The organism is Arthrobacter sp. BL-252-APC-1A, from assembly GCF_009696625.1.
Taxonomy (GTDB): domain Bacteria; phylum Actinomycetota; class Actinomycetes; order Actinomycetales; family Micrococcaceae; genus Arthrobacter_B.
This window is the reverse complement of the sequence record NZ_VULS01000007.1, coordinates 82,462-103,839: the sequence shown is the minus strand read 5'-3', so window position 1 is coordinate 103,839 and position 21,378 is coordinate 82,462. Positions and strand designations below refer to the sequence as shown.

Here is a 21,378-nt window from a genome sequence, read left to right as displayed (position 1 = left end):
CCGCCGGGGACCGCCGAAGCGGCGGTCCCCGGCGTGAAGTGCTACTGCTCCGGAACGGAGACGATCACCTGTGCCGCACGCAGCACCCTGTCGTTGGACTTATAGCCCGTGCGCAGGATCTGCGTAACGGTGTCCGAGGTGACGTCGGGGCTCTGCTGCTGGATAAGCGCTTCGTGGACGTTCGGATCGAACTCCACCCCGGTCTCATCGATCCGGGTCAGGCCGTAGCCCTTGAGCGTATTTTCCAGCTTTACCGAGATGGATGCGAAAGGGCCCTCAGCAAGGTCCCCGTGCTTGCGGGCCGCCTCGATGTCATCCAGGACAGGCAGGAGGGAATTGAGCATTCCGATCACTGCCATTTCCCGGGCGACGTCGCGGTCCCGCTCCACGCGGCGGCGGTAGTTGACGTACTCCGCCTGCAGGCGAAGCAGGTCATTGCGCAGCTCTGCGGCTTCAGGGGATCCGGCAGCCGCCGGGGCCTCGGCCCCGGCGCTGTTCAGGATCTCTTCGGCCTGGGAGAGCGCATCGCCTTCGGCGCTGCCTCCCTCCGGGGCGGGCTGGCTGCCCGCCTCGGAGGATCCTGCCTGCTGCGACTGCGGTTCCTGGTTTTCCTCCGGCTCGTTGCCGGGGGTCTGGTTTCCGTTGCCGTTCTCAGCAGCCATGGCTACTTCTTTTCTTCGTCGTCTACGACTTCGGCGTCCACGATGTCTTCATCGCCGGCTGCCGAGCCGCCTGCGTTCTCACCGTCGGCAGAGCCACCGGCTGCGCCGGCACCCGAGTCACCTGCTGCCTGGGCCTGCGAGTAGATCGCTTCGCCGAGCTTGGTCTGGGAAGCCTGCAGCTTCTCGAACGCGCTCTTCACCTCGTCGTCGTTGTCGGTTCCTTCCAGTGCCTTCTTCAGCGCATCGACGTCGCCCTTGACCTCGGACTTGACGTCCTCGGGCAGCTTGTCGTCGTTGTCGGAAAGGAGCTTGTCCACCGAGTAGGCCAGCTGCTCAGCGGAGTTGCGGACGTCGGCAGCCTCACGGCGCTTCTTGTCCTCCGCAGCGTGCTCTTCCGCCTCGCGGACCATGCGGTCGATGTCTTCCTTGGAGAGGGAGGAACCGCCGGTGATGGTCATGGACTGCTCAGCGCCGGTGCCCTTGTCCTTCGCGGAGACGTGGACAATGCCGTTGGCATCGATGTCGAAGGTGACCTCAACCTGCGGCACCCCGCGCGGAGCCGGTGCAATACCGGTCAGTTCGAAGGTGCCCAGCGGCTTGTTGTCCCGGGTGAACTCACGCTCGCCCTGGAAGACCTGGATGGCCACGGAAGGCTGGTTGTCGTCAGCGGTGGTGAAGGTCTCGCTGCGCTTGGTCGGGATGGCCGTGTTGCGCTCGATCAGCTTGGTCATCACGCCGCCCTTGGTCTCGATGCCCAGGGAGAGCGGGGTGACGTCGATCAGCAGGACGTCCTTGCGCTCGCCCTTCAGGACACCTGCCTGCAGGGCTGCACCTACGGCAACAACCTCATCCGGGTTCACGCCCTTGTTCGGTTCCTGGCCGCCGGCCAGTTCCTTGACGAGCTCGGAGACGGCAGGCATACGGGTGGAGCCGCCCACCAGGATGATGTGGTCGATGTCCGAGACCTTGATGCCCGCTTCGGAGATGACGTCGTTGAACGGCTTCTTGGTGCGGTCCAGCAGGTCCTTGGTCAGGTCCTGGAACTTGGCCCGGGAAAGGTGCTCGTCCAGGTGGACGGGGCCTTCGGGGGTCACCGAGAGGTACTGGAGGGAGATGTTGGTGGAGGTGGCCGAGGAGAGTTCCTTCTTGGCCTGCTCTGCAGCTTCCTTCAGTCGCTGGAGGGCGATCTTGTCCTTGGACAGGTCTGCACCCTTTGCCTTGGCCTGGGACAGCAGGTAATCAACGATGCGCTGGTCCCAGTCGTCGCCGCCAAGGCGGTTGTCACCGGCAGTGGCGCGGACCTGGATGGTAGAGAAGTCGTCTTCGTCCTTGCCGACTTCCAGCAGGGAGACGTCAAAGGTTCCGCCGCCGAGGTCGAAGACGAGGATCAGTTCGTCTTCCTTGCCCTTGTCCAGGCCGTAGGCCAGGGCAGCGGCGGTGGGCTCGTTGACGATGCGCAGCACGTTCAGGCCGGCGATTTCGCCGGCTTCCTTCGTGGCCTGGCGCTCGGCGTCGTTGAAGTAGGCAGGAACGGTCACGACGGCGTCGGTGACCTTTTCACCCAGGTAGGCTTCGGCGTCGGCCTTCAGCTTCTGCAGGATACGGGCGGAGATCTCCTGGGCGGTGTACTTCTTGCCGTCGATGTCCACGTTCCAGTCGGTGCCCATGTGGCGCTTGACCGAGGAAATGGTGCGGTCAATGTTGTTGACGGCCTGGCGCTTGGCGATCTCGCCAACCAGGACTTCACCGGACTTGGCGAAAGCGACGACCGACGGGGTGGTCCGGCCGCCTTCGGCGTTGGCAATGACGGTGGGCTCGCCGCCTTCGAGGACGGAGACTACGGAGTTGGTTGTTCCGAGGTCGATACCTACTGCACGTGACATATTTGCTTCCTCTTTCCTTGGAAAACGATGGCCGCCGGAGACTTCCGGATCCCGGAGATCAACGGCAGCCACCCGTAGCGCATATTGAGCGTTCTGCACTCAACTTTACCGGCCGGTGCGGGTTTGTCAACAAAGTTGAGTGATACTCACTCAACTTTGGCCCGCTATGGCAGCGCCGTCAGCGCCCAACTGCGTGGAGCAGGGATCGGGCCCAGAATTCAGCCTTTTCAAGCTCTCCCGGAAGGAGCGGCCCCTCGGTTCCCTTCACGTAAAAGGGCTGCGGGGCGGAAATGATCTCAGCCCCGTGCTGCCGCAGCTCATCGCTCAGCTTCTTGGCCGCATCCCCGTGGACAAAGAGCCGCACCCGGGTATCGAAGGCGGCGGCTTTGACACCGTGCAGCTGATCGGGCCCGAATGCTTCCAGTGCTGCCGAAATGATCGGCGTGGGACGCCAGCCGTTGATCGGGCTGCCTACCACCAGGAGGTCACCGGGATGGAGGTCCTTCGGACGGAACTCCGGAACCTGTACTGCTTCCGCACCGGTCCCGTCCAATGAGCGCGCGATGGCCTCGGCAATGTGCCGGGTATTGCCGAAGGCAGAGTCATACAGGACGACGGCTTTCATGCACGGTTCCCTTTCCTCTGCAGGTCCCGGTTACATCACCTTCCATCAAGGCACCGACACGGTGCGCGGCACAAGGGTTTGCCCAATCCGCGCCCTCCGGCAGCGGATATGACACAGCATGACCGGCCGGGGCGCATTGCCTGCATTCCATCCTGCGACCCGAGTATCGTCCTGCTATGCCCCAGGACACGTATTCGCATGGACACCACCGCAGCGTGGTGAACGCCCACGCCGCCCGCAGCGCCAGTGACTCTGCCGCTTACCTCCTGCCCCGCCTGCAGCCGGGGCACCGGATTCTCGATGTTGGCTGCGGTCCCGGCAGCATCACCGTGGATCTCGCGGCGGTGGCCGCGCCCGGCCGGGTCACGGGACTGGACCGTTCCGAGGATGTGCTGGTGCAGGCGCGGGCTCTGGCCGCCGAGCGCGGCACGGAGAACGTGGAGTTCCTGCCGGGGAACGTCTACGACCTGGATTTCCCGGATGACACGTTCGATGTGGTCCACGCGCACCAGGTGCTGCAGCACCTGACCGACCCGGTGGCAGCGCTGCACGAAAGGCGCCGGGTGACCCGCCCAGGCGGCCTGGTGGCAGTGCGCGACGCCGACTACCACGGTATGAGCTGGTACCCGGAACTGCCCGAGCTGGACGAATGGATGGACACCTACCAGCGAATTGCGCGCGGCAACCGGGCTGAACCCAATGCGGGACGCCGGCTGGTGAGCTGGGCCCTGGAGGCAGGCTTCACCGAGCTGGAGCCGTCGTCCTCGAACTGGCTGTACGCCACGGAAGACCGCCGCCGCTGGCACGCCGGTGCCTGGTCGCAGCGAGTACTCCAGTCGGCCTACGCAGAGCAGGCCGTTGAACGCGGCCTCGCTTCCCGGGCAGACCTGGCCCGGATCGCAGAAGCGTGGCTGCGCTGGGGCGAGGCCGCTGACGGCTGGTTCCTGATTCCCAACGGCGAACTCCTCGCGCGGGTGTGATCCGGTTTCCGGCCCGCCGCACTGCGGCTGGGTAGGCTTAAGCGATGTACCGCATCATTACGGTGTGCACCGGCAACATCTGCCGCTCCCCGATGGCCCAGTTCATTCTTGCCCAGGCGCTCGCCGAAGCCGGGCTGGCGGCAGAAACGGCAGTTGATTCCGCGGGTGTCACTGCCTGGGAAGCGGGACGGCCCATTGATCCCCGCGCTGCCGCCGAGCTCCTCAATCACGGCTATCCCGAACCCGCCGTCGACAGCTTCCGGGCCCGTGCCTTTGAGCCGGAATGGTATGGGGAACGGGACCTTATTCTCGCCCTGGATTACGGACACCTGACTCATTTGCAGGCAGAAGCCCCGTCCGGGTTCCGCTCCAGGATCCGGATGCTGCGCAGCTTCGACCCCGCCGCCGCGGACCTGCCGGCCAGCGGGCAGGGCATTGACGATCCCTGGTACGGCGACATGTCCGATTTCGATTCCTCCTACGCCCTGATCCAGGCTGCTGTGCCGGGTGTTGTGGACTTTGTCCGGTCTGCGCTGGCGGACCGGCACCCGTGAGAGTTCAGGCAACGCGTCCGCTACTGATCGGCATCGACGGTTTTTCCGGCGCGGGCAAGACCAGCCTGGCACTGGCACTGGCGGCTGAGCTGCGTGCCCGCCGTTCCGTGGAAGTCTTCCATCTGGAAGATGTCTATGCCGGGTGGGACGGACTGCGGGACGGGATGGAGTATTACCGGCTCAAGGTCCTGTCCCCGCTGGCCGCCGGTGAACCCGCACTGTGGCAGGCCTGGGACTGGGTCGCCGGATGCTACGCCCAGACGCACCGGACCGAACCGGCGGACATCGTGGTCTTCGAAGGTGTTGGCGCCGGACACCGTGCTGCCCGTGATCTCCTGGACGCGGTGGTGTGGATCCAGGCACCGGAGCAGCTCCGGAAGGAGCGCGCACTGGCCCGCGACGGCGAAACCTACGCGCCGCACTGGGACCGGTGGGCGGCACAGGAAGGGGCCTGGGCAGCGTCTGATCCGGTGGCTGATGCTGCGGACATCGTTGTCTCCACGGGAACCGCGTCCGGCCAGCTCCACCTGTACGTAAAGCGCGCGCTGGAGGCGCTTCCGCTCCCGTCAGCAGGCTGGGGACGGCAAGGGCGGTAAGGGCAGGTTCGGGAGCAGGCTACTGCAGGGTGGCCGTCAGCCGGGCAACGTTGTCCACGTAGCGCTGCCAGACCGGCCGGTTGCGCCATTCCTCGAGGATCAGTTCCTTGGACAGGCTGCGGTAGGTGTCCTCGATCTGGCGCGTCTTCTCCACGATGTTCCCGCCGAACATCATCATTGAAACTTCCAGGTTCAGCGAGAAGGAACGCATGTCCATGTTGGATGAACCCAGCACGGCAACATCGTTGTCCACGGTGAAATGCTTGGCGTGCAGCACCAGCGGTGCGGGGTACTGCCAAATCCGGATGCCGGCGTCGAGCAGTGCCTCATAGTAGGAACGCTGGGCATGGTCCACCAGGAACTGGTCGCCGCGCTCGGAGACGAACAGTTCAACCTGCACGCCGCGCTGGGCCGCCGTCGTAATGGCGTACAGCAGCGAATCATCCGGCACAAAGTACGGGCTGGTGATGGAGATGCGCTCGGAGGCGGAATACAGCAGCGACGTAAACAGCCGCAGGTTGTTCTCCGTGGTGAAACCGGGCCCGGAGGGGACTACCTGGCAGGTGATGTCCCCGGGCTTGGAGGTCCACTCGTACAGGCTGAGCTCCTGTTCGAGGTTCTCGTCCGTTTCCATGTTCCAGTCCGTAGCGAACACCACGTTGATTTCATCCACTACCGGCCCCTCGAGCCGGCTCATGAGTTCCACCCATTTGCGGCCCATCCTGTGGTTGTGGGGTTTGCGGTAGCCCGGTTCCACCAGGTTCTGCGACCCGGTGAAGCCGATGACTCCGTCCACTACAAGGATCTTGCGGTGGTTACGCAGGTCCGGCCGCCGCCAGTGGCCGCGCAGGGGCTGGATGGGAAGCATGGGGTGCCACTGGATCCTGCTGGTCTTCAGTTCCTTGAGCAGCTGCCGGTAGCCCTTTACCCTCAGGGTGCCAATGTGATCGAACAGGAGGCGCACGGTCACGCCGCGTTCGGCGGCGTCCTTCAGCGCGGTAAAGAATTCCCGGGTGACGGCGTCGTAGCTCATGATGTAGAACTCGACGTGCACGTACTTGGCAGCCCCGCGCACCGCGTCCGTCATCTGGCGGATGGATTCCTCATAGTCCCGCTGAAGCTCGACCTTGTTGCCGTCCAGGCTGGGAAGCGATCCCAGCCGCCGGTTCAGTTCCACGGCGGAGAGTACCCAATCCGGCCCTGAGTAGGAGCTGGACTCGGCCTCGAGCTCGCGGGTGTTCTCGCGGACCCTGCGGTTGATCATGGTCTGGCGTTCGACACGCTGTTCAGAAAGCCTGTGGTTGCCGAACAGGGTGAACAGGATGATCCCGGGGACCGGCAGGAAGAAGATCGCCAGCAGCCAGGCCATGGCCGTGGTGGGACGGCGGTTTCCAGGCACAACGCCGAGCGCAATGATCCGGATCGCGAAGTCGAGGATCGTCAGACTTGTCGCAAGCCAGTTTGGAGCAGTAACCGTCCACCACACGCGCGCTTGTCCCTCCGACCACCCAACCGTCCCTTCAGCCTAGCCGGACGGGAGCCAGGTTTGGCACACAGGGCGCACTAGGCTTGCTTCATGACAGTTTTGGTATTCCTGGATCCCGCGTTCCCGGCCGGCCGCGTGGCCGATGCTTCCAAGCCGCAGCTGATGGCTACGGACCTTGGGGTCACCCGCGGTGACGGTGTTTTCGAGTCGATGCTGGCGGTGGACGGGCATCCCCGGAAACTGGCCATGCATTTGGAGCGGATGGCGTCTTCAGCTGCAGCGCTGCAGCTGGATTTCCCGTCCTCTGCCCTCTGGGAGGCCGCCATCACGACGGCGCTGGCCGAGTTTGAGCGTGTCCACAGCGGGGTGCCCGCAGTGGTGAAACTGATGCTGACCCGCGGCCCCGAGGGCGCCGGTGTCCCAACCGCATGGGTGGCAGCCTCCCCGGTGCCGGATTCGACGGCGAAGCAGCGTGAAGAAGGCCTGGACGTGCTCCTGTTGGACCGCGGCTACGACTCTTCCGTGGCAGAGCGTGCCCCGTGGCTGCTCCTGGGCTCCAAAACGCTCTCCTACGCCGTGAACATGGCGGCCATCCGCTTCGCGAAACAGCACGGAGCAGACGACGTCATCTTCACTTCCTCGGACGGCAAGGTCCTGGAGGGTCCCACCTCCACCGTTGTCCTGGCTGTGGTCGAGGACGGAATCAAGACCCTGCTCACTCCCGAACTCGAAAGCGGGATCCTGCCCGGCACCACCCAGAGTGCGCTTTTTGCCGCCGCGGAGAATGCCGGCTGGCAGCTTGGCTACGGACCGCTGGAACCATCCCACCTGATGCAGGCGGACGGCGTGTGGCTGATTTCCAGCATCCGCCTGCTGGCACCGGTGAAGTCAGTCGACGGCGAACCGCTGCCGGTGTCCGCCGAACTGACGGCCGAGCTCTCGGCCCTGGTGGAAACCGTCCTGTAGCCGCGGTGAGGGCCGGGCGCGAGGTTCGAAGATGGAGCAGGCCCCCGGCCGGCCGTGTCCTAGGTCAGGATGAAGTTGAATGTTCCCGCAGCCACCGAAGCGGCCACGGCGGCGGCCGCCAGTCCCACTCCGTAACCGAGCACCCAAAGGTCTATGCGGCTAAACGTGGACGAACGTGCCCATGTCCGTTCTCCGCTGCCGAATCCGCGCGCTTCCATGGCTACCGCCAGCCGGGTTGCCCGGCGGATGGCCTGGACCAGCAGCGCCAGACCCTGCCCCAGGAAGTTGCGGAGCCTGCCCAGAGGGGAGGCTGCGGCGTCGGCCCCGCGGGCATGCCGGGCCAGTCCCAGGGTGCGCCATTCTTCCACCAGCAGCCCTACCAGCCGCATCGCCGCAAGCGCACCGAGCACAAACCTGGACGGCAGATGCAGCCGCTGGGCCAGCGCATCAGCGAGGTCCGTGGCATCAACGGTGACCAGCAGGAAAATGCCAGGCAGTGCGATCGCCAGGCCGCGAAGCCCAATGGCGATGCCTGCCGCCACCGAATCCGCGGTGAACAGCAGCGGACCGGCATCCAGCAGCACTTCTCCGGTTTTCTCGGCCAGCAGTGCCGTCCCCCAGGCGCCCACCAATGCAGCGATCAGCAGGGGCCAGATCCGTTTCACCAGGGTCCACGGGTTGATGCGCAGCAGCGGAAGCAGTGCCAGCTCACCGGCCAGAACCACCGTGGCACTGACCCAGTCCACGGTCAGCAGGACGGCGGCTGTGACCGCGACGGCGGCGCCCAGGGTGGCCAGCGGGTTGGCCGCGGCGAGGCGTGAGGCTCCCGATGCAGGAAGGGCTCCCGGAGCCGCGGGCTGGATGGCCGGCGCACTCATGCTGCCTCTCCCGTCATTCGCTGTGGAGAAGGCAGCAGCCGGGCAGTGCCGTTCTGGACCTGCAGTACGCTCCCGCCCAGGGCCGCGATGAACTCCCGGTCGTGCGTCACCGACACGACCGCACAGCCCGAATCCCGGCGTTGTTCGGCAAGCAGCGCCACCAGTTCGCGCCAGGTATTCGCATCCTGCCCGAAGGTCGGTTCGTCCAGGAGCAGGATGTCCGGTGCGGTAGCCAGCATGGTGGCCACCGACAGCCTGCGTTTCTCCCCGCCGGACAGCGTAAACGGGTTGACGCCCAGCAGCCCGTGCAGCCGCAGCCGGCTGGCCAGGGACTCCACCGTTGCCGCTGTTTCGGAGTCCCCGCGTCCGGCATGCCGTGGACCGAAGGCGAGTTCGTCCCGCACGCTGCCGGTCAGGAACTGGTGCTCGGGTTCCTGGAACACCGTCCCGATCCGGGTAACGAGCTGGGCAGACTTCCACTTCGACGGGATGCTTCCTGCCTCCCTGGCCAGCCCGGGAGCTGCCTCGAGGGTGCCGCCCCGGGGACGCAGCAGCCCGCCAAGGGTCAGGGCCAGCGTGGACTTTCCAGCACCGTTGGGACCGGTAATGCCAAGTGCGTCACCGGCCTTGAGGGAAAGACTGACGCCGCTGAGCACCGCTGGGCCCTTTGCCGTCCGCGCCACTTCCAGTTCACGGGCGTTCAGCAGCGCTTCCGCCGAAGGATCAGCAGCAGAAGGTTCCGGAATGGACTGGGCGGCGCCGGGCAGCCAGACTCCGGCCTCAGTAAGCCGGGCACGTGTCCGCTCGGCGGTGAGTACCTCCTGCGGCGGGCCGTCCGCCAGCAGTCCCCCGCCGGCGTCGAGCACTATCACCCGGTCCACCAGTTCCGCCCAGGCGGCAACCCTGTGCTCCACCACAATCAGGGTGGCGCCGGTCCGGTCCAGAACCCGGGCGACGGCGTCCCGGATCTCCAGCACACCCTCCGGGTCCAGGTTGGCGGTGGGTTCGTCCAGCAGCAGCAGCCCCGGGGACATGGCCAGGATGGAAGCCAGAGCCAACCGCTGCTTCTGACCGCCGGAAAGCGCAGCAGTGGAGTGGTTCAGCGGGAGGGCCAGCCCAACGTCGTCGAGGGCAGACTGCACCCGCGCCCAGATCTCCGTGCGCGGAACGCCAAGGTTTTCCGCCCCGAAGGCAACCTCGTCGCCCACCCGGGAGAGCACAATCTGCGAGTCCGGGTCCTGGAGCAGCAGCCCGGCTCGGCCGCGTGCTGATTGCGGGTGGACGCCGTCGAGCGCCAGCGTTCCGCTCTCCGTGCCGCCGGTGTCCTCTCCCAGTACGCCGGAAAGCGCGTGCAGCAAGGTCGATTTGCCTGCCCCGGACGCGCCCAGCAGGAGCACCCTCTCCCCCGCTGAGATCTCAAAAGATGCGCCCTGAACTGCCGGCGCCTTGCGGCCGGCGTGCCGCCAGCCCCAGTCCCGCGCGGTAACAGCCACAGGCCTGGACACCGCGGAAATACTCCGGTCCATCTACGCGTCCGCCGTCCGTCCTGAAGCGAAGGCGGAGAGGACCCCCGTCCGTGCCAGGGCCCGGACGGCCAGCCAGGACAACGCTCCGGCGAGGATCATCCCGGATACGGCGGCGAATACGGCGTAGAGCGCCTTCCACTGGAATGCCCATTCAGGCATGTAGAGGATGGTTTCACTGACCCCGAGGAAAATGCCCGAGCCCAGTCCGGCAAGCAGGGACACCGGAAGAGTGAACTTCCGGTAGAGGAAGATCAGGAACACCAGCTCCGCGCCCAGGCCCTGGATGGCGCCGGAAAGCAGCACGGACAAGCCGAACTGGGTTCCCAGCACACCGGAAACGGCTGCAGCGAGGACTTCGCAGTACAGTGCCGCTCCGGGTTTGCGGATGATCAGTCCGCCAAGGACGCCCGCGATCAGCCAGCCGCCGGTGTAGAGCCCGCCCAGCGGAGGGAAGGCAACGAAGAGGGCAGCCACACCGCCGTAGGCCAGTGACCAGGCCCAGAACACAACGCCGGTAGCAACGGCGAGAACGGACGCGACAACAATGTCCACTACGCGCCAGGATGACCGGTTTCTCGCAGTGGTGAAAGTGGTTTCTTGCATGGAAGGTTCCTCCTGGATTCAGGAGGGGAGGGAAAACCGCCTGCGGCGGTGCACCCCTGAGAACTCGACTCCCTTCGCCGGTACTAACCGGAGCAGGTTCGAGGGTCTGCGGCTTGTTCCGCACTCTCAGCGCCCGAAAACCGGCTTCCGGATGGCCCGGAGCCGGGAAGCGGCGCTCCCCTGTCGTATGTATGCGAGGTCCACTGTACACGCAGATCCGAGAGGAATCCCTGTGCGGCAGGTAGCGTAGGGAGCAATACCAACGCACAACACAAGGAGCACTCATGAACCTGATCCTGAAACTGCTGGGCACCGGTGTCAGCGTGGGCGCGGGCCTGGCCTCCGCGAAGATCCTGGATTTTGTCTGGACCAAAGCCACGGGCAATGAGCCACCCAAGGACAAGGACGGCGCGCTGGACGCAAGCCTGCGTTCCGCCGTCATCTTTGCCCTGGTTTCCGGAGCTGTCAGCCAGGTTATCCGGGTGCTGACCAACCGCGGCACGCAGCGCGCGATCGCCCGCTACAGCCGCACTCCCGAGGTCGTCTAACCCGGCTTCGTTCCACCATCGAGATGACAGAAACTGCCCGTATGAGCGTTTATACGGGCAGTTTCTGTCATCTCGATGGTTTTCTTTTGGGGAGCCGGATCAGCCCTCGCGGCTGCGTCCCGGAGGGCGGGAGGCAGCTTCCTCCTCAGCCTTGGCCTGCGCCAGGTCCTCGTCGCTGAGTTCCCCCGTGTAGTAGGTGCCGTCGGGCTCCTGTCCGGGATCGTCGTCGACCTTCGGGTCCGCAGAGTCCTCTGCATCTTTCTTCTCTGCCGTGGCCTCGAACATCAGCTGCTGGGCCCGTTCCACAACATCATCGAGCTCATCGATGGTGAGCAGCTCCGGACGAAGGTGCTTGGTCCGGTAACCCGCACGGCCCACCATGTGGGCTGAGACCGGAGCGGTGAGCAGCATAAAGATCCAGCACAGGCCGAGCACCGGAAGCAGGACCCAGCTGCGGAACTCCACGGCCATGGCCAGCAGGAAGAGCAGCAGGCCAAGCACCTGCGGCTTGGACGCAGCGTGCATCCGGCTCATCAGGTCAGGGAACCGGGTCAGGCCGATTGCCGCCGCCAGGGACATGGTGGCGCCGCCCAGCAGCAGGACCGCCACGATCACGTCAATCACAGTCTCGCTCACGGCTACCTCCGGTCCGTTACGAAGCGGGCCACGGTCACGGAGCCAATGAAGCCGATCAGCGAAATCGCGATCACCAGGGCAAGGAAGTCGAAGTTCCGATACACGACCATGTCCACTATCAGCGCGCCGCCGACGATCGCCAGCAGCACGTCCGCAGCGAGTACCCGGTCGAGGATGGAGGGTCCGCGGATAATCCTAAAAATGGCCCCTGCGGCAGCGACCGCCAGCATGACCGAAACGACGATGATTACAGCAGTCACCGGCTGACCTCCCCTGCGCGCAGTTCCTTCAGGTCTTTCTGTTCAGCCCGGACCAGCGCCAGGTCTTCCTTGGTGCCCATCATCCGGATCAGCCAGGATTCAGTGGCCCGCACGTCATCCCGGATCTTCTCGGCGGCTTCCTGGCTGTCCACACCCAGGCAGTGCAGGTACAGGGTGGACGTGGAACGGTCCACTTCCACCACCAGCGAGCCGGGGATCAGGGACAGCGCGTGGCCGGTTGCCGTGACCAGCAGGTCCGAATGGCTGCGCAGTTTCACGGCCACGACGGCGTTCCTGATCCGGGGGCCCTGGACCGTAGCCAGCCACAGCACGTGGAAGCTGGCGATCACCAGTTTCCGGAGGAAGCGTGCTCCGAACCCGGCGGCGTAGATGAGATTGAACCGGCCGGACAGGTCCACGGGCGGCAGGTAGAAGATGTTGGTGACTACGAAGGCGATGATCGCGCCGAAAACCAGGTTGCCCAGGCTGAAGTCCTGCCAAAGGGCTCCCCAGAGCAGGACCAGCCAGATGATCAGCGGCAGTTCCTTCAGCAGCGGAATCCGGGGATGGCTGCGCATGCGTGCTTTCTTGGTCACGGTGCACTCCCTTCGCCCAGGACGGCTTCAATGTACGGAGTGCGGTCCAGCAGGTCCTGCGCTGCGTCGTCGCTCAGGGAGAACAGGGGGCCGGCCAGGATGGTCAGTGACACACCCAGCGCCACCAGGCCCACGGTCGGGTAGACCATGGACTTCGGCAGCAGGTTTACCGTGGAACGGCCGCCAAAGCGCCCGCTGCTCTGTCCGCTCACGTTGCCGGAGTCGCGGACGGTGCTGCCGTCCGTAGTAGTGGCCAGCAGAATCGGATCCGGGTGTACGGCATCCTCCGGAGTCCGCCAGAAGGCACGGTTCCAGACCCGCGCCATTACCAGCAGGGTGAGGAGCGAGGTCAGCACGCTTGCTGCGACCAGGATGTAGGCCAGCGGGGTTCCGAGCTCCACGCCGGCCTGCATGAGGCCCAGCTTGCCCAGGAAGCCGGAGAACGGCGGAATGCCGGCAAGGTTGATGGCCGGGATGAAGTAGAGCACGGCCAGGAGCGGGGACAGCCGGGCCAGCCCGCCCAGCCGGTCCATGTTGGCAGTGCCGCCGCGGCGTTCGATCAGGCCGGTGACCAGGAACAGGCTGGTCTGGACCGTGATGTGGTGGACCACGTAGAAGACAGCCGCTCCAATGCCCACGACGGAGGCCACCGCCAGGCCAAAGACCATGTAGCCAATGTGGCTGACCAGGGTGAAGGAGAGCATACGTTTGATGTCGGTCTGGGCCAGGGCACCGAGGATGCCCACCAGCATGGTCAGCCCGGCCACCACCATAAGCAGCGTGTTGATCCGGTCTCCGGGGAACAGCAGGGTTTCGGTCCGGACCATGGCGTAGACGCCAACCTTGGTCAGCAGGCCGGCGAACACGGCGGTGACCGGTGCAGGAGCCGTGGGATAGGAGTCAGGGAGCCAGAAGGACAGCGGGAACACGGCCGCCTTGATGCCGAAGGCAACCAGCAGCATCAGGTGCAGCATCATCTGCGTTCCCGGGTCCAGCTCGCCCAGCTTGATCGCCAGGTCGGCCATGTTCACGGTGCCGGTCGCGGCGTAGATCATGCCGATGGCGGTAAGGAAGAGCACCGAGGAAATGACGCTGACGACGACGTAGGTCACTCCCGCTCGGATGCGGGGTGTGGTGCCGCCGAGCGTCATCAGCACGTAGCTGGCGGTGAGCAGGATTTCGAAGCCGACGTAGAGGTTGAACAGGTCCCCGGCCAGGAACGCGTTCGAGACTCCGGCAACCAGGATCAGGTAGGTCGGATGGAAGATCGAAATAGGTCCGTCTTCATCACCGTCGGTCATGCCCTGGCCGGCAGCATAGATAAGCACGGCCAGGCTGATGGCCGTGGAGACCACCAGCATCAGTGCGGAGAACTGGTCCACCACCATGGTGATGCCGAACGGCGGAATCCACCCGCCCAGGTTCACCGCCTGCGCGCCGGTCTGCCACACGGCACCGAGCAGGATGCATTCCAGCACCAGGGTCAGGGTGAGCACACTGATCGAGACGATCCGCTGGGAGCGCTGGTGCCGGATCAGGAGGAATGCCAGCGCGGCGCCGAAGAACGGCAGGACGACGGCAAGCGGGGCAAAACTGGAAGCGTTCATCGTTTTGCCTCTCCTGTAGGTCCGGTGCCCTGTCCGCGCTGCGAACCGGGTGCTTCTTCGGCCTCATCAGCCGGCGTGAACTCAGTCGTGTCCTCGGGGACATCGGCGTCGTCTTCCGCGTCGTAGCTGCTCTGGCTGGCCACGCGGCGGTCTTCAATGTCGTCCTGGACCTCGTCCTGCCGCCCAAGCACCCAGGAGCGGTAAATGATGCCCAGCATGAAGGCAGTGACGGAGAAGGAGATAACGATCGAGGTGAGGATGAACGCCTGCGGCAGCGGGTCGTTGTAGTCTTCCGGCGGGATCTCAGCGTTGAACAGCGGTGCCAGCCCCTGGTACCCGCCCGTGGCGAGCAGCAGGATGTTGGTCGCGTTGGTCATCATGGCCAGTCCCAGCACCACCCGGGTCAGGCTGCGTTCCAGCACCAGGTAGATTCCCGCCGCATAGAGTGCGCCCATGATGAGCAGCAGCGTGATGTTGACGCTCATCGGGACACTCCTTCCGTTTCAAGGATTTCGGGTTCGGGCTCCACCAGGTCATCGTCGTCGTCATCGTCTGAACCGCCTTCGCTGCGTTCATCGATTTCAGACCCGAGGCTGCGCAGGACGTCGAGCACCAGGCCGACCACCACCAGGTACACGCCAATGTCGAAGATGGTGGAGGTGACGAACTTGATGTCCCCGAAGACCGGCCAGGTGAACTCGATAATCGCGCTCTGCAGGACCTGTCCGCCGAAGGACAGCGGAGCTGCCGCGGAGAGGGCAGCGAGGCCCAGTCCGCCGCCCAGCAAAGTGCCCGCGCTGACGGGAGTTGCTTCGGCAAGCTCGAAGCGTCCGCCGGCAAGGTAACGGATGGTCAGCGCCAGTCCGGCCATCAGGCCGCCCGCGAAGCCGCCGCCGGGGGTGTTGTGCCCGGCAAGGAGCAGGTAGATGGAGAAGATGATCACCGAGTGGAACAGCAGGCGGGTGACGACTTCGAAAATAATGGAGCGGCGTTCGGGAGCGAGCGTCCGTCCGGCTACCAGCCAGGCTTCACGCGCCACCGAGGAGAACTTGCGGGCCAGCGCCAGGGTTGCGGCTTCACGCTCGGAGGAGGCGAAGTGCTCGCGGCCCCGGTCCACTGAACCGGTTGCCACTTCGTTGGCACGGCGGCGCTTGTCGCCGCGGCCGCGGATAAAGATCAGGGATGCGACGCCGGTAGCAGCCATGGCCAGGACGGAGATTTCACCGAAGGTATCCCAGGCGCGGATGTCCACCAGGGTCACGTTGACGATGTTCAGTCCGCCTCCGCCCTTGTAGGCAAGTTCGGGGTAGGACAGTGAAATGGGCTCGGCAACCCGGGACGCCATTGCGGACATCGCAAAGACCACCATGGCAGCGCCGAAGCTGATTCCCAGCAGGGCACGGAGCAGCCGCTGGCCGGTAGGCTCGCGCTTCCAGAGCCGGGCAGGCAGGGAACGCAGCGCCAGGACAAAGGCCACCAGGACGATCGTTTCCACCAGCATCTGGGTCAGGGCCAGGTCCGGTGCGCCCTGCAGGGCGAAGATGAGCGCGATGCCGTAGCCGCTCACGCTGACCATAAGCACGGCCAGGAACCGCTTGTTGGCCCGGGCTGCACCCACGGCACCGATCACCACAGCTGCACCCACCACTGCCTGCAGCGGGGTGTCGAACCAGTAGAAGTTCTCCGGCATTGGCGCGTTGCGAAGCAGGACGGCGCTCAGCGGGGTAACGATTGCCATGCTCAGGATGACGAACAGGTAGAACGTCAGCGAACCACGCTGCGTGCGGCCGGTGACCCAGACAGCGGCGTCGTCCAGGATGCCGATCAGGCCGCGGTAGGAACGCTCGGCATCAAGCGGGCTTGCGACACGGGCCTGGAACTTCTCCATCCGGGTGCGCTGCCAGAACAGCAGGCTTCCGGCCGCGATCGTCAGGGCAGTGAGGCCCAGGGCCAGGGTCAGGCCGTGCCAAAGCGCCAGGTGCGTCGCTTCGCCCTTCAGCGGGTAAAGATCCGCGTACGGGCTGATAATCGTGTCCAGCGGCTTGGGCCAGAGGCCAAAGAATACGGTGGCAGCTGCGAGGAGCGCCGGAGGTGCCAGGAAGGGCCACGGAATCGCCTTGAACGCTGTGGGCTTGCAGGATTCCTTGGTGGCAAAGCCGCCCCACACAAACCGGCAGCTGTACGCGAAGGTCAAGATGGCACCGGCAACCACGCCGATGAGCAGCACCACAGCCGTAGGCGTGCCCTGTTCCTCGGCGAAGTGGACGTAGGTCTCGTAGACGGATTCCTTGGCCACGAATCCCAGCAGCGGCGGCAGGCCCGCCATGGATGCTGCGCCAATGGCCGCAACAACGGCCAGTATGGGAGCCGAACGCCCGACGCCGGAAAGCTTGCGGATGTCTCGGGTACCGGCCTGGTGGTCGATGATGCCCACAACCAGGAACAGGGTGGCCTTGAAGAACCCGTGGGCAACAAGCAGGCCCAGCCCGGCCAGTGCCGCTTCGCGGTTGCCCAGCCCCACAACGAGCGTGAGGAAGCCGAGCTGGCTGACAGTTCCGTAGGCAAGCATCAGCTTCAGGTCGTGCTGGCGCAGTGCGCGCCAGCCGCCCAGGAGCAGGGTGGCAAGGCCCAGCACGGTGATGACCGGGGTCCAGTAGGTTGTTTCCCAGAATCCCGGGGCCAGGCGGGCGACGAGGTAGATGCCGGCCTTCACCATTGCGGCGGCGTGCAGGTAGGCACTGACCGGGGTGGGCGCGGCCATGGCGGCCGGGAGCCAGAAGTGGAAGGGGAAGAGCGCGGACTTGGAAACCGCACCAAGCAGCAGCAGGACGACGGCGACGTCGACGATGACTCCGCTGGCTGCCAGTTCCGGAGCCATCGCCATGATCTCGGATATCCGGTAAGTGCCTGCGGCGGAGCCGAGCATGATCATGCCCACGAGCATCGCAAGCCCGCCGAAGGTGGTGACGATCAGGGCCTGCAGCGCTGCACGCCGTGCCGAGAGCCGGTGGGCCGCGTAGCCGATCAGCAGGTAGGACAGGATTGTTGTCAGTTCCCAGAAGATGAACAGCAGGATCAGGTCATCTGCGGTAACCAGACCAAACATGGCCGCGGCGAAGGCCAGCAGCTGGGCGCCGAAGCTGCCCATTTTCGGATCTTCCGGACGGAAGTACCGGGCGCAGTAGAAGAGCACCAGGGAGCCGACGCCAAGAATGAGTATTGCCAGGACGGCGGAGAGCGCGTCCATCCGGAACGCGAGTTCCACGCGGAGGTCCGGGATCCAGGAAATGATGACCGACGGCGGCGCGTTCGGGGCCCCGGAAGCCAGGGACTGGTCCGAGTCGATGTACCGGGGGTAAGTTGCCATGAGCCAGATGAAAGCGCCGGCCGGAACTGCCGCCAGGAGATAGAAAGCAGACCTGCCAATCCGGCGGAAGAATAAGGGCGCCACTAGTGCCACCGCAAATAGAACGGTTAGCACAAATAGCACGTAGATCTCCCGGGTTCTCTGATGGGCCTTGCAGGTCAGAACACAGCTTTAGTTATCAACGTCGGGTCGAGGGGCTTCGTTTATTCTAGCTGAGGCATAAGCGCCGGTCACATTCAGTGCCCCTTGCATCCGCCGCAGATTTGTGACGCGTCCCTTCTCCTTTCGCACCCATTTGCCCGCTAGCATCTGGATCATGGCTTCGACGACGCACGCATCCCCCGGACACTCCGGGGCCCCCGCTAAAGCGCGACGGCGGGAGGTTTGGGCGTGGGCCTCCTGGGACTGGGGATCGGCATCCTTCAACGCCGTCATGACGACTTTTGTATTCACCGTCTATCTGACATCCGACTCATTTGGTGGCGAAGATCACGCTTCTGCCGTCCTCGGGGCGGGTTTGGCGGTTGCGGGTGTGCTGGTAGCCGTACTGGCGCCCGTTGCCGGCCAGCGCTCGGATGCAGGCGGGCGCCGCAAGCTGTGGCTGGGCATCAATACAGTTGCGGTCTGCATAGCAACCGGCCTGTGCTTCTTCGTTTATCCGGGTGAGAACTTCCTCCTGCTCGGCGTCGCCCTGATCGCGCTGGCCAATGTGTTTTTCGAGTTCGCCAACGTGAACTACTTTGCGATGCTCAAACAGGTCTCCACACCCTCCACTATCGGCAGGGTCAGCGGGTTCGGCTGGGCCATGGGCTACGTGGGTGGCATCGCCGCACTCGCCCTGGTGCTGGTGGGCTTCATCAACCCGGATGTCGGGTGGTTCGGAGTCACTTCAGAGAATGGCCAGAACATCCGTGCAGTGGCAGTCTTCTCCGCTGTCTGGTTCCTGGTGTTCTCCCTGCCAATCTTCTTCACCGTCCCCGAGGTCCCGCGGCAGCGCGCCGCCAAAATCGGATTCTTCGCGTCCTACGGCCTGCTGTTCCGCCGAATCAAGGCCATCTACAAGACCAGCCCGCACACCATTTTCTTCCTGCTGGCCAGTGCCGTGTTCCGGGACGGGCTGGCCGCAGTGTTCACTTTCGGCGGCGTGATTGCCGGCGGAACCTTCGGCTGGGAGCTGCCCCAGGTCATCATGTTCGCCATCTTCGGGAACATCGTCGCAGCAGCTGGATCGTTCGCCGGAGGCTTCCTGGACGACCGGATTGGCCCCAAACCGGTGATCGTTGGAGCTCTCACCGGCCTGCTGCTGGCCGGATCTGCCATCGCTGTCCTGGGAGCGGGCGATGTCAGCGTCTTGGGCCTGGAATGGACCGGAGACACTACGTTCTGGATCTTCGGCCTCGCTTTGTGCCTGTTCGTGGGACCGGCGCAGTCCGCCTCCCGTGCCTTCCTCGCACGGCTGGCACCCGAAGGCGAGGAGGCCGAACTGTTTGGGCTTTACGCCACCACGGGCCGCGCGGTGAGCTTCCTTGCACCATCGCTGTTCGCTGCGTTCATCGCCATATTCGGGGCACAGCGCTACGGCATCATCGGAATCCTGCTGGTCCTGCTCCTGGGACTGCTGGCGCTCCTGCCGGTCCGTTCCCCGGACCGCACCCCCAGGGCCGTCGTTCCCGAGATTTAGCAGACGCTATTCCAGCTGGGCTACCCACTGCCGCACGACGTCGGTGAAGTCCGCCATGGCCGCTTCCGCGGCTGCGCGGCTGGAGAGCGTGATGACTCCCCTGTTCCGTCCAACCATCCGCAGCACCTTGTGCGGATCATTGACGGTGATCTCCCGATGGTCAGGCTTGGGCCTTGCACCGGTGTGCAGCACTACCTGGACGTTGTCCGGCCGCCAAAGGTTGAACGTGGCGAAGTCATCGCGGAGGGTGAAGTTCGGCGCGTTCCACTTGATGTTCTCGCGGATCTGCGGGTCAACCGAAAGGATGGCCTCACGCAGGTGCCGCACCACCGAGGACATGGGGTGGTCCAGGGCAGCCAGGTAGTCCGTCAGGGCATCTAATTCTGCGGGTTCCATGCAGGACAATCTGGCACCGTGCCGAGCAGGTGTCCACAGTAAGGGCGCCTTGGCGCCGGACCTGGCCCTAGATGCTGGTGCGGTGGAAGTTCAGGTGGCTGCGCGACGCCGTCGGGCCCCGCTGTCCCTGGTACCGGTTACCGTAGACACCGGACCCGTAGGCGTACTCGGCCGGCGAGCTGAGCCTGAAGAAGCAGAGCTGGCCGATTTTGGAACCGGGCCACAGCTTGATCGGAAGGGTCGCCATGTTGGAGAGCTCGAGTGTCACGTGGCCGGAGAACCCGGGGTCGATAAACCCGGCGGTGGAGTGCGTCAGCAGGCCAAGCCGGCCCAGCGAGGACTTGCCTTCCAGCCGCGCAGCGACGTCATCGGGCAGGGTGACGCTTTCATACGTGGATCCGAGGACGAACTCACCCGGATGGAGGATAAAGGGCTCGTCAGGGGCCACCTCAACCAGGCGGGTAAGGTCCGGCTGGTCCAGGGACGGATCAATGTGCGCGTATTTATGGTTGTCGAAGAGCCGGAAGTAGCGGTCGATCCGCACGTCGACGCTGGAAGGCTGGACCATTGCGGGGTCATAGGGATCCAGGACGATCCGCTCGTCGGCAATTTCGGCTCGAATGTCGCGGTCAGATATCAGCACCTTCTAAAAATAGCGCATCCTCAACGCTGCCCAATTTCGGTGCGCACGGCATAGAGCTCGGGGAAAAAGGTGAGGTCGAGGGCGCTGCGGAGGAAGTGTGCCCCTGAGGAGCCGCCGGTTCCCCGCTTCATGCCGATTGTGCGCTGCACGGTGAGCAGGTGCCGGAAGCGCCAGAGCTGGAAGTTGTCCTCCAGGTCCACCAGTTCCTCGCAGGCCTCGTAGATGTCCCAGTTCTCAGCAGGGTTTTCATACACGTCCCGGAATATGTCCATCAACGGGCCGCTGAAGACATGCGCCTGGGTGACGTCCCGGTCCAGGAGTTCCTGCGGCACCGGGTAACCGCGCCGGTGCAGGGCCCGGATGAATTCGTCGTAGACGCTGGTCCCCGCAAGAAGGTCAGCCAGCAGTTCCTGGGCCTGCGGGTCCGCCCGGAACACTTCGAGCATGGCGGCGTTCTTGTTTCCCAGCAGGAACTCAACCGCACGGTACTGGTAGGACTGGAAGCCGGAAGAGGCTCCGAGCTCGCCGCGGAACTCCGCGTACTCCGACGGCGTCAGGGTTGCCAGGACGGACCACTGCTCGGTCAGCGAACGCTGGATGTGCTTGATCCGTGCGATCCCTTTCATGGCAGCACGCAGGTCGTCATTCATCAGCCGGGTACGGACTCCGCGCAATTCGTGGAGTACCAGCTTAAGCCAAAGCTCGGAGGTCTGGTGCTGGATGATGAACAGCATCTCGTCATGGTGGTCACTGACCGGGTGCTGGGCGGAGAGCAGTTCATCAAGGCCCAGATACGAGCCGTAGCTCATTTTCCTGCTGAAATCCCGCTCAATGCCCGGCTCCAGGTCCCGGGTGTTCCGGTCTACGCTCATCACTGCTCCATTT

21 protein-coding genes, 1 pseudogene and 1 riboswitch are annotated in these 21,378 nt (G+C 64.7%); of the genes and pseudogenes, 6 read left to right on the top strand and 16 right to left on the bottom strand.

Features of this window, described 5'->3' with window-relative positions:
- Positions 1 to 41: 41 nt before the first annotated feature.
- From FYJ28_RS11870 to FYJ28_RS11860, 3 genes are all read right to left on the bottom strand, one after another.
- Positions 42 to 662: a nucleotide exchange factor GrpE gene (locus tag FYJ28_RS11870; RefSeq protein WP_055239070.1), complete on the bottom strand. Its 621-nt coding sequence runs from the start codon at positions 660 to 662 to the stop codon at positions 42 to 44.
- 2 nt (positions 663 to 664) lie between these two features.
- Positions 665 to 2,545: a molecular chaperone DnaK gene (gene dnaK / locus FYJ28_RS11865; protein ID WP_055239069.1), complete on the bottom strand. Its 1,881-nt coding sequence runs from the start codon at positions 2,543 to 2,545 to the stop codon at positions 665 to 667.
- A gap of 178 nt (positions 2,546 to 2,723) precedes the next feature.
- On the bottom strand, positions 2,724 to 3,170 hold the full coding sequence (locus FYJ28_RS11860) for a flavodoxin family protein (protein ID WP_154579419.1): 447 nt from the start codon (positions 3,168 to 3,170) through the stop codon (positions 2,724 to 2,726).
- A gap of 140 nt (positions 3,171 to 3,310) precedes the next feature.
- Here FYJ28_RS11860 and FYJ28_RS11855 point away from each other — a divergent pair, with 140 nt between their 5' ends.
- The 3 genes from FYJ28_RS11855 to FYJ28_RS11845 are packed head-to-tail and all read left to right on the top strand — an operon-like array spanning position 3,311 to position 5,300.
- Positions 3,311 to 4,150, top strand: coding sequence for a methyltransferase domain-containing protein (locus tag FYJ28_RS11855; protein WP_442778587.1), 840 nt, complete (start codon positions 3,311 to 3,313; stop codon positions 4,148 to 4,150).
- Between the two features lie 44 nt (positions 4,151 to 4,194).
- Positions 4,195 to 4,704, top strand: a complete 510-nt coding sequence (locus FYJ28_RS11850) for a low molecular weight protein-tyrosine-phosphatase (RefSeq protein ID WP_154579417.1) — start codon at positions 4,195 to 4,197, stop codon at positions 4,702 to 4,704.
- Positions 4,701 to 5,300 (top strand): AAA family ATPase, encoded by a 600-nt coding sequence (locus FYJ28_RS11845; RefSeq protein ID WP_195840662.1) that lies wholly within the window; start codon positions 4,701 to 4,703, stop codon positions 5,298 to 5,300. The genes FYJ28_RS11850 and FYJ28_RS11845 overlap by 4 nt, the downstream gene beginning before the upstream one ends.
- Positions 5,301 to 5,319: 19 nt before the next feature.
- On the opposite strand, the gene cls is transcribed toward FYJ28_RS11845, so the two are convergent.
- Positions 5,320 to 6,786, bottom strand: a complete 1,467-nt coding sequence (cls, locus tag FYJ28_RS11840) for a cardiolipin synthase (RefSeq protein ID WP_055239064.1) — start codon at positions 6,784 to 6,786, stop codon at positions 5,320 to 5,322.
- A gap of 90 nt (positions 6,787 to 6,876) precedes the next feature.
- Between cls and FYJ28_RS11835 the strand changes: the two genes are divergently transcribed.
- Complete coding sequence (locus FYJ28_RS11835) at positions 6,877 to 7,752, top strand: aminodeoxychorismate lyase (RefSeq protein ID WP_154579415.1); 876 nt, start codon at positions 6,877 to 6,879, stop codon at positions 7,750 to 7,752.
- 59 nt (positions 7,753 to 7,811) lie between these two features.
- Here FYJ28_RS11835 and FYJ28_RS11830 read toward each other — a convergent pair whose 3' ends face one another.
- From FYJ28_RS11830 to FYJ28_RS11820, 3 genes are read right to left on the bottom strand one after another with little or no spacing between them, the layout of a single operon-like run.
- Positions 7,812 to 8,630: an energy-coupling factor transporter transmembrane component T family protein gene (locus FYJ28_RS11830; RefSeq protein ID WP_154579414.1), complete on the bottom strand. Its 819-nt coding sequence runs from the start codon at positions 8,628 to 8,630 to the stop codon at positions 7,812 to 7,814.
- On the bottom strand, positions 8,627 to 10,156 hold the full coding sequence (locus FYJ28_RS11825; protein WP_055239061.1) for an ABC transporter ATP-binding protein: 1,530 nt from the start codon (positions 10,154 to 10,156) through the stop codon (positions 8,627 to 8,629). The genes FYJ28_RS11830 and FYJ28_RS11825 overlap by 4 nt, the downstream gene beginning before the upstream one ends.
- Positions 10,157 to 10,759 (bottom strand): ECF transporter S component, encoded by a 603-nt coding sequence (locus FYJ28_RS11820; RefSeq protein WP_055239060.1) that lies wholly within the window; start codon positions 10,757 to 10,759, stop codon positions 10,157 to 10,159.
- A gap of 52 nt (positions 10,760 to 10,811) precedes the next feature.
- Positions 10,812 to 10,951: riboswitch (TPP riboswitch) on the bottom strand.
- Between the two features lie 92 nt (positions 10,952 to 11,043).
- Here FYJ28_RS11820 and FYJ28_RS11815 point away from each other — a divergent pair.
- Complete coding sequence (locus tag FYJ28_RS11815; RefSeq protein WP_055239059.1) at positions 11,044 to 11,307, top strand: DUF4235 domain-containing protein; 264 nt, start codon at positions 11,044 to 11,046, stop codon at positions 11,305 to 11,307.
- A gap of 294 nt (positions 11,308 to 11,601) precedes the next feature.
- Here FYJ28_RS11815 and mnhG read toward each other — a convergent pair.
- The 6 genes and pseudogenes from mnhG to FYJ28_RS11785 form a co-directional block, all read right to left on the bottom strand.
- Positions 11,602 to 11,943 (bottom strand): annotated as a pseudogene (gene mnhG / locus FYJ28_RS17370) (monovalent cation/H(+) antiporter subunit G); the annotation flags it as partial.
- Between the two features lie 2 nt (positions 11,944 to 11,945).
- Positions 11,946 to 12,173 carry a monovalent cation/H+ antiporter complex subunit F gene (locus FYJ28_RS11805; protein ID WP_055239708.1) on the bottom strand — a complete coding sequence of 76 codons (228 nt, stop codon included), beginning with the start codon at positions 12,171 to 12,173 and terminating at the stop codon, positions 11,946 to 11,948.
- 26 nt (positions 12,174 to 12,199) lie between these two features.
- Positions 12,200 to 12,781: a Na+/H+ antiporter subunit E gene (locus FYJ28_RS11800; RefSeq protein ID WP_154579483.1), complete on the bottom strand. Its 582-nt coding sequence runs from the start codon at positions 12,779 to 12,781 to the stop codon at positions 12,200 to 12,202.
- Between the two features lie 14 nt (positions 12,782 to 12,795).
- A complete protein-coding gene (locus tag FYJ28_RS11795; RefSeq protein WP_055239057.1) occupies positions 12,796 to 14,406 on the bottom strand; it encodes a Na+/H+ antiporter subunit D in 1,611 nt (536 codons plus the stop codon).
- Complete coding sequence (locus FYJ28_RS11790) at positions 14,403 to 14,891, bottom strand: Na(+)/H(+) antiporter subunit C (protein ID WP_055239056.1); 489 nt, start codon at positions 14,889 to 14,891, stop codon at positions 14,403 to 14,405. The genes FYJ28_RS11795 and FYJ28_RS11790 overlap by 4 nt, the downstream gene beginning before the upstream one ends.
- Positions 14,888 to 17,896, bottom strand: a complete 3,009-nt coding sequence (locus FYJ28_RS11785) for a Na+/H+ antiporter subunit A (RefSeq protein ID WP_326831681.1) — start codon at positions 17,894 to 17,896, stop codon at positions 14,888 to 14,890. The genes FYJ28_RS11790 and FYJ28_RS11785 overlap by 4 nt, the downstream gene beginning before the upstream one ends.
- 193 nt (positions 17,897 to 18,089) lie before the next feature.
- Here FYJ28_RS11785 and FYJ28_RS11780 point away from each other — a divergent pair, with 193 nt between their 5' ends.
- A complete protein-coding gene (locus FYJ28_RS11780) occupies positions 18,090 to 19,454 on the top strand; it encodes an MFS transporter (protein ID WP_154579412.1) in 1,365 nt (454 codons plus the stop codon).
- 6 nt (positions 19,455 to 19,460) lie between these two features.
- Here the strand turns inward: FYJ28_RS11780 and FYJ28_RS11775 are convergent, their stop codons facing one another.
- From FYJ28_RS11775 to kynA, 3 genes are all read right to left on the bottom strand, one after another.
- The gene (locus tag FYJ28_RS11775; RefSeq protein ID WP_154579411.1) at positions 19,461 to 19,850 is read right to left on the bottom strand and encodes a DUF1801 domain-containing protein; all 390 of its coding nucleotides are present in this window, start codon (positions 19,848 to 19,850) and stop codon (positions 19,461 to 19,463) included.
- 67 nt (positions 19,851 to 19,917) lie between these two features.
- On the bottom strand, positions 19,918 to 20,493 hold the full coding sequence (dcd, locus tag FYJ28_RS11770; protein WP_055239052.1) for a dCTP deaminase: 576 nt from the start codon (positions 20,491 to 20,493) through the stop codon (positions 19,918 to 19,920).
- Positions 20,494 to 20,513: 20 nt separating this feature from the next.
- Complete coding sequence (gene kynA, locus FYJ28_RS11765; protein ID WP_055239051.1) at positions 20,514 to 21,365, bottom strand: tryptophan 2,3-dioxygenase; 852 nt, start codon at positions 21,363 to 21,365, stop codon at positions 20,514 to 20,516.
- Between the last annotated feature and the right edge of the window lie 13 nt (positions 21,366 to 21,378).